At 71.7% G+C, this 14,002-nt stretch carries 13 protein-coding genes; 10 read left to right on the top strand and 3 right to left on the bottom strand.

Features of this window, described 5'->3' with window-relative positions; translation table 11 throughout:
• The first annotated feature begins 90 nt into the window (after positions 1 to 90).
• On the top strand, positions 91 to 831 hold the full coding sequence (locus AB0C27_RS36405) for a GntR family transcriptional regulator (RefSeq protein ID WP_346104932.1): 741 nt from the start codon (positions 91 to 93) through the stop codon (positions 829 to 831).
• Here AB0C27_RS36405 and AB0C27_RS36410 read toward each other — a convergent pair.
• The 3 genes from AB0C27_RS36410 to AB0C27_RS36420 form a co-directional block, all read right to left on the bottom strand.
• The gene (locus AB0C27_RS36410; RefSeq protein ID WP_357853803.1) at positions 798 to 1,487 is read right to left on the bottom strand and encodes a DedA family protein; all 690 of its coding nucleotides are present in this window, start codon (positions 1,485 to 1,487) and stop codon (positions 798 to 800) included. The two genes, AB0C27_RS36405 and AB0C27_RS36410, sit on opposite strands and share 34 nt — an antisense overlap.
• 67 nt (positions 1,488 to 1,554) lie before the next feature.
• The gene (locus tag AB0C27_RS36415) at positions 1,555 to 2,544 is read right to left on the bottom strand and encodes an aldo/keto reductase (protein ID WP_357853806.1); all 990 of its coding nucleotides are present in this window, start codon (positions 2,542 to 2,544) and stop codon (positions 1,555 to 1,557) included.
• Between the two features lie 31 nt (positions 2,545 to 2,575).
• Positions 2,576 to 3,103 (bottom strand): hypothetical protein, encoded by a 528-nt coding sequence (locus tag AB0C27_RS36420; protein ID WP_357853809.1) that lies wholly within the window; start codon positions 3,101 to 3,103, stop codon positions 2,576 to 2,578.
• A gap of 181 nt (positions 3,104 to 3,284) precedes the next feature.
• Here AB0C27_RS36420 and AB0C27_RS36425 point away from each other — a divergent pair, with 181 nt between their 5' ends.
• From AB0C27_RS36425 to AB0C27_RS36465, 9 genes are read left to right on the top strand one after another with little or no spacing between them, the layout of a single operon-like run.
• Complete coding sequence (locus tag AB0C27_RS36425) at positions 3,285 to 5,216, top strand: beta-L-arabinofuranosidase domain-containing protein (protein WP_357853812.1); 1,932 nt, start codon at positions 3,285 to 3,287, stop codon at positions 5,214 to 5,216.
• Entirely contained in the window at positions 5,213 to 6,901 is a 1,689-nt protein-coding gene (locus AB0C27_RS36430; RefSeq protein ID WP_357853815.1) for an ABC transporter substrate-binding protein, read from the top strand. The genes AB0C27_RS36425 and AB0C27_RS36430 overlap by 4 nt, the downstream gene beginning before the upstream one ends.
• Positions 6,902 to 7,834 (top strand): ABC transporter permease, encoded by a 933-nt coding sequence (locus tag AB0C27_RS36435; RefSeq protein WP_357853817.1) that lies wholly within the window; start codon positions 6,902 to 6,904, stop codon positions 7,832 to 7,834.
• The gene (locus tag AB0C27_RS36440; RefSeq protein WP_357853820.1) at positions 7,834 to 8,829 is read left to right on the top strand and encodes an ABC transporter permease; all 996 of its coding nucleotides are present in this window, start codon (positions 7,834 to 7,836) and stop codon (positions 8,827 to 8,829) included. Before AB0C27_RS36435 ends, AB0C27_RS36440 begins: the two co-directional genes overlap by 1 nt.
• Positions 8,826 to 9,626 (top strand): ABC transporter ATP-binding protein, encoded by an 801-nt coding sequence (locus AB0C27_RS36445; RefSeq protein ID WP_357853823.1) that lies wholly within the window; start codon positions 8,826 to 8,828, stop codon positions 9,624 to 9,626. The genes AB0C27_RS36440 and AB0C27_RS36445 overlap by 4 nt, the downstream gene beginning before the upstream one ends.
• Positions 9,623 to 10,438 (top strand): ATP-binding cassette domain-containing protein, encoded by an 816-nt coding sequence (locus tag AB0C27_RS36450; protein ID WP_357853825.1) that lies wholly within the window; start codon positions 9,623 to 9,625, stop codon positions 10,436 to 10,438. Before AB0C27_RS36445 ends, AB0C27_RS36450 begins: the two co-directional genes overlap by 4 nt.
• Complete coding sequence (locus AB0C27_RS36455; RefSeq protein WP_357853828.1) at positions 10,435 to 11,724, top strand: alpha/beta fold hydrolase; 1,290 nt, start codon at positions 10,435 to 10,437, stop codon at positions 11,722 to 11,724. Before AB0C27_RS36450 ends, AB0C27_RS36455 begins: the two co-directional genes overlap by 4 nt.
• On the top strand, positions 11,717 to 13,081 hold the full coding sequence (locus tag AB0C27_RS36460; RefSeq protein WP_357853831.1) for an aminopeptidase P family protein: 1,365 nt from the start codon (positions 11,717 to 11,719) through the stop codon (positions 13,079 to 13,081). Before AB0C27_RS36455 ends, AB0C27_RS36460 begins: the two co-directional genes overlap by 8 nt.
• Positions 13,078 to 13,968, top strand: coding sequence for a dihydrodipicolinate synthase family protein (locus tag AB0C27_RS36465; RefSeq protein WP_357853834.1), 891 nt, complete (start codon positions 13,078 to 13,080; stop codon positions 13,966 to 13,968). Before AB0C27_RS36460 ends, AB0C27_RS36465 begins: the two co-directional genes overlap by 4 nt.
• The last annotated feature ends 34 nt before the right edge of the window (positions 13,969 to 14,002 follow it).

A 14,002-nucleotide genomic window follows, 5' to 3' on the forward strand; every position in this document is an offset into this window, starting at 1 on the left:
CTCCTCTACCTGCCGCGCGGCCGCGGCACACGCTTGAATGCTACATGACTCATTTGTCAGGACATTCTGACCTGCGTTAAGCTGATCAGCATGACCGCGAACCTGGCCATCGACCTGGATCGATCCAGTCCCGTGCCGCTCTACTTCCAGGTGGCCGAGCAGATCGCCGAGGCGATCCGGCGGGGCGACCTGGCCCCCGGCTCGCGGCTGGACAACGAGATCCTGCTGGCCGACAAGCTCGGCCTGTCCCGGCCCACGATCCGCCAGGCGATCCAATATCTCGTGGACAAGGGCCTGCTGGTGCGCAAGCGCGGCGTCGGCACGCAGGTGGTACACGGGCAGGTCAAGCGCTCGGTCGAGCTGACCAGCCTCTACGACGACCTGCGCAGGGCGGGCCAGGAGCCGGCCACACAGGTGCTGGCCCTCGACACGCGGCCGGTGGAGGAGGAGATCGCCGCCATCCTCGGCGTGCCGGTCGGCTCCGAGATCCTCTACCTGGAGCGGCTGCGCTTCGCGGCGGGCGAGCCGCTGGCCGTGCTGCACAACTGGCTGCCGACGGGCCTGGCCAAGCTCACCGCCGCCGACCTCGAAGGCCGCGGCCTGTACGAGCTGCTGCGCGGGGCGGGCGTGCGGATGCGGGTGGCCAACCAGCGCATCGGCGCGCGGGCCGCCTCGCAGGCCGAGGCCCGGCTACTGGAGGAGCGCCGGGGCGCGCCGCTGCTGACGATGCTCCGCACCACCTACGACGACCAGGGCCGGGCGGTCGAGCACGGCTCACACGTCTACCGGGCCTCGCACTACTCGCTGGAGGTCACGCTCATCGAGCGCTGAGGCCCAGCGTCGTCTTCTAGGTCGTCCCCTGTGCCGTCTTCCGCGTCGTCCGCACCCACTACCCGGGCGGCGCGGCGCTTGAGGTAGAGGGTGGTGGCGACGCCGAACAGCACGGCCACCACGAGCCCCGCCCAGGAGAAGCCCTTGAGCCACTTCTCGGCGACGAGCCCGAGACTGTAGACGACCGCGGTGGTGCCGCCCGCCCACACGATGCCGCCGAACACGTTGGCGACCGCGAACCTCCAGTACGGCATGCGCAGCGCCCCCGCCAGCGGCCCAGCCAGGATGCGCAGCAGGGCGATGAAGCGCCCGAAGAACACCGCCCACATGCCGAAGCGGTGGAAGTACTCCTCCGCCCTGCCCACGTGGCGGGGGCCGAAGTGTTTGGGGAAGCGCCGCCCGAGCCGGGCGAACATGGGCGCGCCGCCCTTGCGCCCGACGGCGTATCCGGCCGAGTCGCCGACGATGGCGCCGGCGCTCGCGCACACGCCCACCCACACCGGGTCCACGACGCCCCTGGAGGCCAGGATCGAGGCGCTGACCAGGACGATCTCGCCCGGCAGCGGGATCCCGAGGCTCTCGAACCCGATCACGAGCGCGACCGTCGCGTACAGCCATCCGGCGGGGATCGCCTGCAGCCACTCGTCGATGTGCATCGGCCAACCCTAGCGCCGCCCAGGGCCTGCTCAGCACGGGACAGCGCTCGTTCCAGGGATGTTCCGCTCAGCGTTCGCTGTCGAGGTCCGCCTGCATGAACTCCGGGTACCGGTCGCCGGCGGCGGCGCCCGCGGGCACGGCGGCCTCGATCGCGGCCAGATCGCCGGCGCTCAGCCGCACGTCGAGCGCGCCCAGCGCCTCGGCCAGCCGCTCGCGGCTGCGCGCGCCGACGAGCGGCACGATGTCCTCGCCCTGCGCGAGTACCCAGGCGATGGCCAGTTGCGCCACCGTGACGCCCTTGTCCTCGGCGACCGCCCGCAGCGCCTCCACCAGCGCCAGGTTGTGGGCGAGGTTGTCGCCGGAGAAGCGCGGCGCGTGCGCGCGGAAGTCGGTGGCGCCCAGCTCGCGGTCCTTGCTCCAGTGGCCGCTCAGCAGCCCGCGCGACAGCACGCCGTACGCGGTCACGCCGATCCCGAGCTCGCGGCAGACGGGCAGGATCTCCCGTTCGATGCCCCGTGACAGCAGCCCGTACTCGATCTGGACGTCGCTGATGGGATGCACGGCATGGGCGCGGCGGATGGTGTCGGCCCCGGCCTCGGACAGCCCGATGTGGCGCACGTGGCCCTTGGCGGCCTCCTCGGCGATGGCCCCGATCGTCTCCTCGATGGGCACGGCCGGATCGACCCGGGTGATCCGGTAGACGTCCACGTGGTCGGTGCCGAGGCGGCGCAGCGTGTAGGCGAGGGAGTTCTTCACCGCGACCGGCCGGCCGTCGACGCCGTTCCAGGCGCCGTCGTGGTCGCGCAGCGCGCCGAACTTCACGCTGATCCGCACGGCGTCGCGCGGGCGGCCGCGCAGCGCCTCGGCGATGAGCAGCTCGTTGGCGCCCATGCCGTAGAAGTCGCCGGTGTCGAGCAGGGTGATGCCCGCGTCGAGCGCGGCGTGGATGGTCGCGATCGCCTCGGCTTTGTCGGCCGGCCCGTAGAGGTCGGTCATGCCCATGCAGCCGAGCCCGAGGTCGGACACGGCCAGGCCGTCGGTTCCCAGAGTTCTCATGCAAGAAGTATGCCCGTTGGACTGACAGATTTCAAATTCTGTCAGTCGCCAGTACGCGAGCCGCCTCGGCCGAGGAGGCGACCCGGACGAACCTCAGGTGCGCGTTGGCCGGATCGGCGCTCGCCTGAGCGTAACGCTGCTGGTAGACGGCATGCTGGCGCCATGCCCACCACAGGATCGACTCGTCCTTGTCGAGCAGGAACCGGAAGGACTCCTTGTTGCCGTTCCACAGCTCGGCGCCGGTGGCCATCCGGCGCAGGGTCCTGACCAGCAGCCGGCGCATCACGGTGGGCCTCGGGAGGTCGATCCAGACCACGGTGTCGGCGCGCGACCACACCAGGTCCCGCACGCCGGAGTAGTTGCCGTCCACCACCCAGCCGTCGGCGGCGGTGAACCGCTCGACCTCGGCGCGGAACTCCTCCTCCGGCCGGGGCTCCCAGCCGGACATGTGGAAGATCGAGTCGAGTTCGAGCCAGGGCACGCCGAGCCGCCCGGCCAGCGCCGAGGACAACGTCGACTTGCCGGAACCGGAGTTGCCCACCACGGATACGCGTTTCACGGCGCAAATCTACTCAGCCGGCGGGCGCCGGCGCCGCCCGGTTTCCGCCGCCCCGTTTCCGCCGCCGTCACCTCAGGTTCCGGGGCGGTTACGACCGTTTTCTGTCGCACTCCAACTCTTGGCAACACACCTCCCTGACACCTAAGGTTCAGTGCAATGCCACACATTACTGGGAAGATTCATGACGTCTAAGCAGGTCAAGGCCCTGGCCGGAGCCGTACGCACGGCCTCCGGGGCCGTACGACCGGTGCCGGGAGCGCGCATCACCGGTGGTCTGTTACACCACTGGCAGGCCCGCAACAGCGCGGCCACCGTCCCGCACACCATCGAGCAGCTCCGCGCGGCGGGCAACGTCGCCAACCTGAGCCGCCTCCTGGAGGAGCACCCCGCCCCCTACCGGGGCCGCTACCCCTTCCTGGACACCGACCTGTACAAGACCCTGGAGGGCCTGGCCTACGAGCTCGGCGACGAGCGGGCGGGCGAGCCGGTACGGGAGTTCTACGACGAGGTCGTCGGCCTGCTGGAGCGGGTCCAGGCCGAGGGCGGCTACCTCAACTCCTTCTTCCAGGACCCGGCGGCCGCCAAGAAGCCGTGGGAGGACCTGGCCTGGGGGCACGAGCTGTACAACCTGGGCCACCTCATCCAGGCCGCCGTCGCCGCGGCCCGCCGGATGGGCGACGAGCGGCTGCTGCGCGTGGCCCGCCGCTTCGCCGACCTGGTGGTGGAGCGCTTCGCCGAGCGGGGCCTGTGCGGGCATCCCGAGGTGGAGATGGCGCTGGTCGAGCTGTACCGGGAGACGGGCGTGCGCGCCTACCTCGACCTGGCCGCCACGTTCGTCGACCGCCGCGGCACCGGCCAGATCGAGCACAGCATCTTCCCCGGCGACTACTTCCAGGACCACGTGCCCTTCCGCGAGCTGCCGTCGGTGACGGGGCACGCGGTGCGGATGGCGTACCTGGCGGCCGGAGCGGCCGACGTCTTCCTGGAGACCGGCGACCGGTCGCTGTTCGCGGCGCTGGAGCGGCTCTGGGACGACATGGTCGCGAGCAAGCTCTACCTCACCGGCGGGCTGGGCAGCCGCCACTCCGACGAGGCCGTCGGCGACCGCTACGAGCTGCCGTCCGAACGCTCCTACAGCGAGACCTGCGCGGCCATCGCGGTCATGCAGTGGGCCTGGCGGATGTTCCTGGCCACGGGCGGCGCCAAGTACCTCGACGTGTTCGAGCGCGTGCTCTACAACGCCTACGCCGTGGGCCTGTCGGCGGACGGCAGGGCGTTCTTCTACGACAACCCGCTGCAACGCCGCCCCGACCACGCGCAGCGCAGCGGCGCGGAGCCCGGCGGGGAGCCGCTGCGGCGCGCCTGGTTCGGCTGCCCATGCTGCCCGCCGAACATCGTGCGCTGGATGGCCCAGCTGGCCGACTATGTGGCGGCCGAGCGGGACGGCGCGCTGCTGATCGCCTGCTACACCTCGGCCAGGATCGCCGGCGAGCGGCTCGACGTGACGATGGAGACCTCCTACCCGTGGGACGGCGACGTGCGCCTGACCGTCGGGCGGGCGCCGGAGGAGCCGTACGGGCTCGTGCTGCGCGTGCCGGGCTGGGCCCGCGGCGCGACGGTCACGGTCAACGGCGAACCGCACCCCACCCCCGTCGAAGGGGCGGCCGATGGCTGGCTCTCGATCGAGCGGCGCTGGGCGGCCGGCGACGAGGTGCGGCTCACGCTGCCGATGCCGGTCCGCGCCCACGGCTCGCACCCCCATCTCGACGCCACCAGGGGCGCGCTCGGCCTCGCCCGCGGCCCGCTGGTCTACTGCGTCGAGCAGCAGGACAGCCCGTCGGCGGCGGTGGACGACCTGGTGGTCGGCGTGGCCGACGTCGCCGGCGCGAAGGCAGGGCGGCGCGAGGAGGCCGTCGTGCTCGACGTGACGGCCGGCGCCGCTCCCCCGCCCTCGGAAGAGCTCTACCCCGAACTGCCGCTGGAGCGGGCGGCGACCACGGAGACGGCGGTCACGGCGACCTTCGTCCCGTACTTCCTGTGGGGCAACCGCGGCCCCGAAGCCATGCGGGTCTGGGTCAGGACCCGTACCACCGACGGAAAGAAGGCGACATGAGGAGATCGGCGGCGCTTGCGAGCGTCACCATGACCGGCGTGCTGGCGCTCGCGGCGTGCGGTGGCGGCGGCGCCGCGCCCGCCGGCGGGGGCCCGAGCGGGCCGGCGTCGGCCGCCGCGACGGGCGGCACCGTGCACGTCCTGGCCAACGCGGACTTCTCGCACCTGGATCCGGTCCGCGGCTGGGACGGCGGGGTGAACAACTTCTACCGGCTCATCTACCGGGGGCTGACCACGTTCGGCGCCGGTCCCGGCGAGGAGAGCACGAAGGTGGTCGCCGACCTGGCCACCGACACGGGCACACCGTCCGACGACGCCAAGACGTGGACGTTCACGCTGAAGGACAACGTGTTCTTCGAGGACGGCACGCCGATCACGAGCGAGGCGGTCAAGTTCGGGGCCTCGCGGGCGTTCGACCCGGAGGCGGGGATCGGCTCGCCGTACGGGAAGCTGCTGCTGGACGCGCCCAAGGGCTACAAGGGCCCGTACGAGGACGGCGACCTCGACACGATCGAGACCCCCGACGCCAAGACGGTCGTCTTCCACCTGAAGAAGCCCTTCCCCGACTTCCCGAGCGCGCTGACGCAGCCCAACTTCATCCCCTTCCCCAAGGGCACGGGGGCGGCGGCCGCGTTCGACACCAAGCCGATCGCGAGCGGGCCGTACAAGCTGGAGAGCTACCAGCGCAACGCCTCGCTCAAGCTGGTGCGCAACCCGTACTGGAAGGCCGAGACCGATCCCGTCCGCAAGGCCAGGCCGGACTCCTTCGAGTGGACGTTCGGGCTGGACGCGGCCACCATCGACGAGCGCATGCTGGCCGGTCAGGGCGCCGACGCCGACGCCATCATGGGCACCCCGGCCATCCAGGCCGCGACCGTGGCCAGAGTGCAGGCGCCGCAGATCAAGTCGCGCACGCTGAGCGGGCTCGGCGGCTGCACCACGTACATGTCGCTGAACATGACGAAGAAGAACCTGGACGACGTCAAGGTGCGCCAGGCGATCAACTACGCGGTCGACAAGGACACCGTGGTCGCCGCGCTGGGCGGCTCGCAGCTCGCGCTCAAGGGCACCTCGATCCAGCCGCCCACGATCGTCGGCCGGGCGGACTACGATCTGTACCCGCGCAACGTGGAGACCGCCAAGAAGCTGCTGGCCGAGGCGGGCCTGGCCGGGGGCTTCGAGCTGACGCTGGACACCCGGCCGGTGCCGAAGATGCAGGCGGCCGCGGTGGCGATCCAGGAGGCGCTGAAGCAGGCGAACATCACCGTCAAGATCAACAACATTGACACCTCCACCTTCTACGAAGTGATCGGCACGCCCGCGCAGCAGCACGACGCGGCCATCACCGGCTGGTGCCCCGACTGGGCCTCCGGCGCCACGTTCCTGCCGCCGCTGTTCGACGGCCGCAACATCACCGCCAAGGGCAACCAGAACCTCGCGCAGATCAACGACAAGAAGATCAACGACAGGATCGACGAGATCGCGGTCATGCCCGACGTGCAGGCGGCCAACGCGGCTTACGGCGAGCTGGACAAGCAGATCATGGAGCAGGCGCCGATGGTGCCGCTGGCCTACGAGAAGGTGGTCTCGGTCACGGGGTCGAACATCGCCGGCGCGTACCTGTCGAGCGCCTTCTCCGGCGGCATCGACCTCGTCTCCGTCGGACTGGCGAAGCCGACGAAGTAGATGACCGTCGCAGCTCATCCGCAGCAGGTGGCGGGCGCGCCCGCCACCTCCGGCCGGCGCGTCGCCGCCGCGCTGCTCCGCGACCGCGCGGCCGTCCTCAGCACCGTGTACCTCACGCTGATCGTGCTGATGGCGGTGTGCGCGCCGCTGATCAGCGCGGTCACCGGCCACGGACCCAACGAATTCGACACCGCCGCCGTCAACACCGACCTGGGCGGGATCCCGCGCGGGTCGCTGGGCGGGATCAGCGCCGAGCACCTGCTCGGCGTCGAACCGCAGAACGGCCGCGACATCCTGGCCCGCATCGCCCACGGGGCCCGCGTCTCGCTGCTCATCGCGGCCGCGGCCACCGCGCTGACCACGCTGCTCGGCGTGGTGCTGGGCATGCTGGCCGGCTTCTACCAGGGCTGGGCGGATCAGGTGATCTGCCGGGTCATGGACTTCCTGATGGCCTTCCCCGCGCTCATCTTCATGATCGCGATCCTGTCGTCGCTGCCGCAGGGCGACCGGTCGGTGCTGCTGGTCGTGGTGATCAGCGTGTTCGGCTGGCCGTACCTGGCGCGGGTCGTGCGCGGGCAGACGATGACGCTGGTCAATCGGGAGTTCGTGGAGGCCGCGCGGGCTTCGGGCGCCTCCACGGGGGCGCTGGTGTTCAAGGAGATCCTGCCGAACCTGCGCAGCTCCCTGATCGTGATGACCACCCTGGCCGTGCCCGGTTACGTGGGCACCGAGGCGGGCCTGTCGTTCCTCGGCGTCGGCGTGGCGCCGCCCACGCCGTCCTGGGGGCAGATGATCGCGAGCTCGGTCGGCTGGTACGCCGTCGATCCGATGTACTTCGCGATCCCCGGCCTGTTCCTGTTCCTGACGGTGCTGTCGCTGACGGTGCTCGGGGACCGGCTGCGGGCCGCCTTCGACGCGGGGGAGGCGTCCTGATGGCGCGTTACGTGGCCGGACGGCTCGCCGGGGTGGTGCTGATCCTCTTCCTGGTGTGCCTGTTCACGTTCCTCATCTTCTTCACGCTCTCGCCCGACCCGGCGCTGATGATCTGCGGCAAGACGTGCACGCCTGAGCGGATCGACCAGATCAGGGACGTGCTCGGCCTGAACCAGCCGCTCCTGACGCAGTTCACCGGCTTCCTCGGCGGCATCTTCGCCGGGCGCGACTACGGTCACGGCGCGAACCTGGTGCACTGCGCCGCGCCGTGCCTGGGCTACAGCTTCCAGACCAACCAGTCCGTGATGGACATGGTGGTGGAGCGGCTGCCGGTCAGCGCCACGGTAGCGATCGGCGCGGCGGTGCTGTGGCTGCTGTTCGGGATCCTCGCCGGGCTGCTCAGCGCGGTCAAGGAGGGCACCTGGTGGGACCGCACCGCCATGGGGCTGGCGCTCGGCGGCTCCAGCATCCCCAACTACGTGCTGGCGCTGGCGCTGCAGTACGTGCTCGTCGTGCAGCTGCAGGTGCTGCCGTTCCCGCAGGCCGTGGCGTTCGGCGACGATCCGGTGCTGTGGTTCCAGTCGTACCTGATGCCGTGGATCGTGCTGGCCACCGGCTACGCCTGCCTGTACGCCCGGCTCACCCGAGCCAACGTGATCGACACCCTGGCGGAGAACTTCATGCGCACGGCCAGGTCCAAGGGCCTCAGCCCGGCCCTGACCATGCGCAGGCACGCGCTGCGACCGGCGCTGACGCCGATCGCGACGATCTTCGGCATGGACTTCGCCGCGCTGCTCGGCGGCGCGCTGATCACCGAGACGGTGTTCGGCCTCAACGGGGTCGGCAAGATGGCCGCCGACTCCATCGCCAAGAACGACCAGCCGGTCATCATGGCGGTGACGCTGCTGGCGGCGTTCTTCGTGGTGATCGGCAACGTGGTGGTGGACCTCGTCTACACGAGGCTGGACCCGAGAGTGAGGATCACGCCCCGATGAGCGACCTGCTTGTGGTGGAGGACCTCACGATCACCTTCCCGACCACGCGCGGCCCGGTGGACGTGGTCAAGGACGTGTCCTTCACGGTCGGCCGGGACGAGACCGTCGGCATCGTCGGCGAGTCCGGGTCCGGCAAGTCCATGACCAGCCTGGCGATCATGGGGCTGCTGCCCAAGGGCGCGAGGACCAGCGGCAGCGTCCGGCTGGACGGCGCCGAACTGCTCGGCCGCCCCGACCGGGAGCTGCGCCGGCTGCGCGGCGACCAGATGTCGATGATCTTCCAGGATCCGCTGTCGTCGCTGAACCCGTACTACACGGTGGGGCTGCAGATCGAGGAGATGTACCGGGCGCACCGCGACAAGTCACGCGGGAACGCGCGCAAGGTCGCGATCGAGGCGCTCGCCCAGGTGGGCCTGCCCGAGCCGGAGCGGCGGGTCGACCACTACCCGCACCAGTTCTCCGGCGGCCAGCGCCAGCGCGTCATGATCGCCATGGCGCTGGTGTGCGGGCCGAAGCTGCTCATCGCCGACGAGCCGACCACGGCGCTGGACGTGACCGTGCAGGCGCAGATCCTGCGCCTGCTGGCCGACCTGCGCCGCAGCAGCGGCACCGGCATGGTGTTCATCACCCACGACCTGGCCGTGATCAGCTCGATCGCGACCCGCGTGCTGGTGCTGCGCCGGGGCGAGCAGGTCGAGTACGGCACCGCCGAGCAGGTCTTCGCCGAACCCCGCCACGACTACACCCGGATGTTGCTGGACAGCATCCCGCGCATCGACGATGAGGTGAGCGCATGACGCCGTTGCTGCGGGCCGAGAACCTGACCAAACGGTTCGTCGCGCGCGGTCCCCTGGGCGCCAGGGCCGAGTTCACGGCGGTGGACAAGGTGAGCTTCGAGGTACGGCTGGGCGAGACGCTGGCCGTGGTCGGCGAGTCCGGCAGCGGCAAGTCGACGACCGCCCGCATGATCGCCAAACTGCTGGACCCGACGGAGGGCTCCCTGCACTTCGACGGCGAGGACGTCACCCGCGCCAAGGGGCCCGCGCTGGCCCGCTTCCGCGGCAACGTCCAGGTCGTCTTCCAGGACCCGTTCTCCTCGCTCAACCCCCGCCACACGGTGGAGCGCATCCTCATGGCGCCGCTGGACTACCAGGGCATCGCCCCCGACGGGAGCCGCAGGACGCACGCCAAGGAGCTGATGGAGCGGGTCGGGCTCGACCCCGACCACTCGCTGCGCTACCCCGCCCAGTTCTCCGGCGGGCAGGCCCAGCGCATCGGCATCGCCCGCGCGCTGGCCGTCAACCCCAAGCTGGTGATCTGCGACGAGGCCGTCTCGGCGCTGGACGTGTCGGTGCAGGCGCAGGTGATCGAGCTGCTGCGGCGGCTGCAGCGCGAGAGCGGGTTCAGCTACGTGTTCATCGCCCATGACCTGGCCGTGGTCCGGCAGATCGCCCAGCGGGTGGCCGTCATGAGCAAGGGGCGGATCGTCGAGCTGGGCGACAGCGCCCAGGTGTTCGGCGAGCCGCGGGACGAGTACACGCGCACACTGCTGGCGGCCATCCCGCGCATCGACCCGGAGTGGGACCGCCGCAGGAAGGAGAGGTCTTGATCACCGCTACGTACACGATCCCCGGGATGCGGGTGCGCGACCACGTCGAGCGGGTGCCGCTGGACTGGACGGACCCCGGCGCGACCATCACGGTGTTCGCCCGCGAGCTCGTCGACCCCGCCAGGGACGGCGAGGACCTGCCGTGCCTGCTCTACCTCCAGGGCGGGCCCGGCGGCAAGGGCCCGCGGCCCGTCGGCACGGCGGGCTGGCTGGGGCAGGCGCTGGAGCGCTACCGGGTGATCCTGCTCGACCAGCGGGGCACCGGCCGCAGCTCCCGCCTCGACGGGCGGGTGATGAGCGCGCTCGGCGCCAAGGAGGGCGCCGACCACCTGGCCCTCTTCCGGGCGGACTCGATCGTGGCCGACGCCGAGCACTTCCGCAAGAAGGTCTTCGGCGGGCGGCGCTGGTCGACGCTCGGGCAGAGCTACGGCGGGTTCCTGACGCTGACGTACCTGTCGTACGCGCCGGAAGGGCTCAGCGCCTGCTACGTGACCGGCGGCCTGCCGGCGCTCGACCCGGACGCCGAGGAGGTCTACCGGCGCACCTACCCGCGGGTGGCGGCCAAGAACGCCGCCTTCTACCGCCGCTACCCGCACCACGCGGACACGACCGGCAAGCTGGCCGATCTGCTGGCCGGCGGCGGCGTGCTGCTGCCCGACGGCGACCGGCTCACCGTGCGGCGGCTGCAGTCGCTCGGCATCGACTTCGGCATGAAGCCCGGCTACGAGCGCATGCACTGGCTGCTCGACGAGGCCACGCCGGACGACGAGGGACGGCTGCCGGAGACGTTCCTGCACCAGGTGCTGACCCGTTCCTCCTACGCCGACAACCCGCTGTTCGCCGCGCTGCAGGAGAGCATCTACGGCTCGGGGCCCGGCGCGACCGCGTGGGCGGCGCAGCGCGAGCGCGCCCGCCACCCCGCCTTCGCCGAGGACGCCAGGCCGCTGCTGTTCACCGGCGAGATGATCTATCCCTGGATGTTCGAGGAGATCCGCGCGCTGCGCCCGTTCCGTCCCGCCGTGGAGCTGCTCGCCGAACGGGACGACTGGCCCGCCCTGTACGACCTCGACCGGCTGGCCGCCAACGAGGTACCGCTGGCCGCCGCCGTCTACTACGACGACATGTACGTCGACTCGGGCCTGCAACTGGACACCGCCGCGAGGGTCGGCAACGCCCAGGCCTGGGTCACCAACGAGTACGAGCACGACGGCATCGGCGAGGAACGCGTCTTCGCCCGGCTGAGCGCGCTCGTACGCGACATCGGAGGAGGAATCACCAGTGAGTGACGGCAGGCTGCCCAGGCTGGCGGAGATCCCCGCGTTCGCCGCCTACATCGCGCAGGGCTGGGACGCCCCCGCCCGCACCCCCGGCCTGGTGCCGGGCGCGGCGCGGGCGGCCGCCGCCCACCGCGCCCGCCTGGCCGAGGCGCTGCCCGGCACGACCGTGGTCGTGTCCGCCGGCCGGGCCCCGGTGCGCAGCAACGACACCGCCTACGACTTCCGCGTGGACAGCGACTTCTTCTGGCTGACCGGCTGCGTGGCCGAGAACGCGGTGGCCGTGGTCCGCGACGGCGCCGCCACCGTGTACCTGCCGCCGCCGGCCCGCCCCGGCGACACCGGCTTCTTCGCCGACGCCGCCTACGGCGAGCTGTGGGTGGGCCCGTCGCCGTCCCTGGCGGAGTGGTCGGCCGCCTTAGGGGCCGAGGTGCTGCCGCTGCCGGACTTCGCCGGCCCGCCGGACGGCGCCCTCGTGGCCGGCACCCTCATGGCCGGCGGGGCGGAGCCGTCGCAGGAGGTGCGGCGCGTCCTGGCCGAGCTGCGCATGATCAAGGACGAGTGGGAGGTCGCCCAGCTGCGCGAGGCCGTGGACCGCACGGTCGAGGGCTTCGCCGCCGTGCTGGCCGAGGTGCCCGCCGCCGTCGCGGGCGGCGGCGAGCGCTGGCTGCAGGGCACCTTCGACCGCTACGCCAGGACGTACGGCAACGGCCCCGGCTACGCCTCCATCGTCGGCAGCGGCCCGCACGCCCCCACCCTGCACTGGGTCCGCTGCGACGGCCCCGTCCTTCCCGACGAGCTGCTGCTGCTCGACATGGGCGTGGAGACCCGCGCCCACTACACCGCCGACGTCACCCGCACCTTCCCCGTCTCGGGGGCCTTCTCCCCCGCCCAAAGGCAGGTGCACGACCTGGTGGAGCGGGCGCACCGGGCCGGGCTGGCGCAGGTCGCGCCGGGCCGCCCGTTCACCGCCTTCCACCACGCCGCCATGGAGGTCATCGCGCGCGGCCTGCACGACTGGGGCCTGCTGCCGGTGTCGGTCGACGAGGCGCTGTCGGAGCACGGCCAGCACCACCGCCGCTACCTGATCTGCGGCATCGGCCACCACCTGGGCCTGGACGTGCACGACTGCGCCTCGTCGCGGTACGAGGCCTACCAGGGCGCGCGGATGGCGCCCGGCATGGTGCTGACCGTGGAGCCGGGACTGTACTTCCACGCCCACGACCTGACCGTCCCGCCTGAGCTGCGCGGGATCGGCGTGCGCATCGAGGACGACCTGCTCGTGACGGAGGACGGCGCGGAGAACCTGTCCGCCGCGCTGCCCATCGACGCGACCGGGCTGGAGAACTGGAACAAGGAGAACGTATGACCCGCCCCGTGTGGCACGGCGTGCACGTCGCGACCGCGCTGCCCTTCCACGACGACCTGTCCGTCGACTACGACGGCTACGCCGAGCACGTCCGCTTCCTGGCCGAGGGCGGCTGCGACGGCGTCTGCCCCAACGGCTCGCTCGGCGAGTACCAGACGCTGACGGACGAGGAGCGCGCCCGCGTGGTGCGCACCGCGGTCGAGGCCGCCCCCGAGGGCTTCCACGTCATGCCGGGCGTGGCCGCCTACGGCGCGGCCGAGTCGCGGCGGTGGGCCGAGCAGGCGGCCGAGGCGGGCGCCTCGTCGGTGCTGCTGCTGCCGCCGAACGCCTACCGCGCCGACCGCCGGGCCGTCGTCGGCCACTACCGGGAGGTGGCCAAGGCCGGGCTGCCGGTCGTCGCCTACAACAACCCGATCGACACGAAGGTGGACCTGACCCCGGAACTGCTCGCCGAGCTGCACCACGAAGGGCTGATCGTCGGGGTCAAGGAGTTCAGCGGGGACGTGCGCAGGGCGTACGAGATCGCCGAGCGCGCGCCCGGCCTCGACCTGCTGATCGGCTCCGACGACGTGCTGCTCGAACTCGGCGTCGCCGGCGCGGTCGGCTGGATCGCCGGATATCCGAACATGATCCCCCGCGCCACCGTCGAGCTCTACCGGCTGGCCGTGGCCGGCGACGTGGCCAAGGCGCTGCCCCTCTACCGGGACCTGCACCCGCTGCTGCGCTGGGACTCCAAGACGGTGTTCGTGCAGTCCATCAAGCTGTCGATGGACCTGGCCGGGCGCAGGGGCGGCCCCTGCCGCCCGCCGCGCACCGCCCTCGCGCCCGAGCAGGCCGCCCAGATCACCCGCCAGACGCGGGAGGTGCTGGCCAAGGGCTACCGGTAGGCGGCGTTTGCGGGGCGGCGGGCGCCGCCGCCCC

The sequence above is a fragment of the Nonomuraea sp. NPDC048882 genome (genome assembly GCF_040649755.1).
Lineage (GTDB): Bacteria > Actinomycetota > Actinomycetes > Streptosporangiales > Streptosporangiaceae > Nonomuraea > Nonomuraea maheshkhaliensis.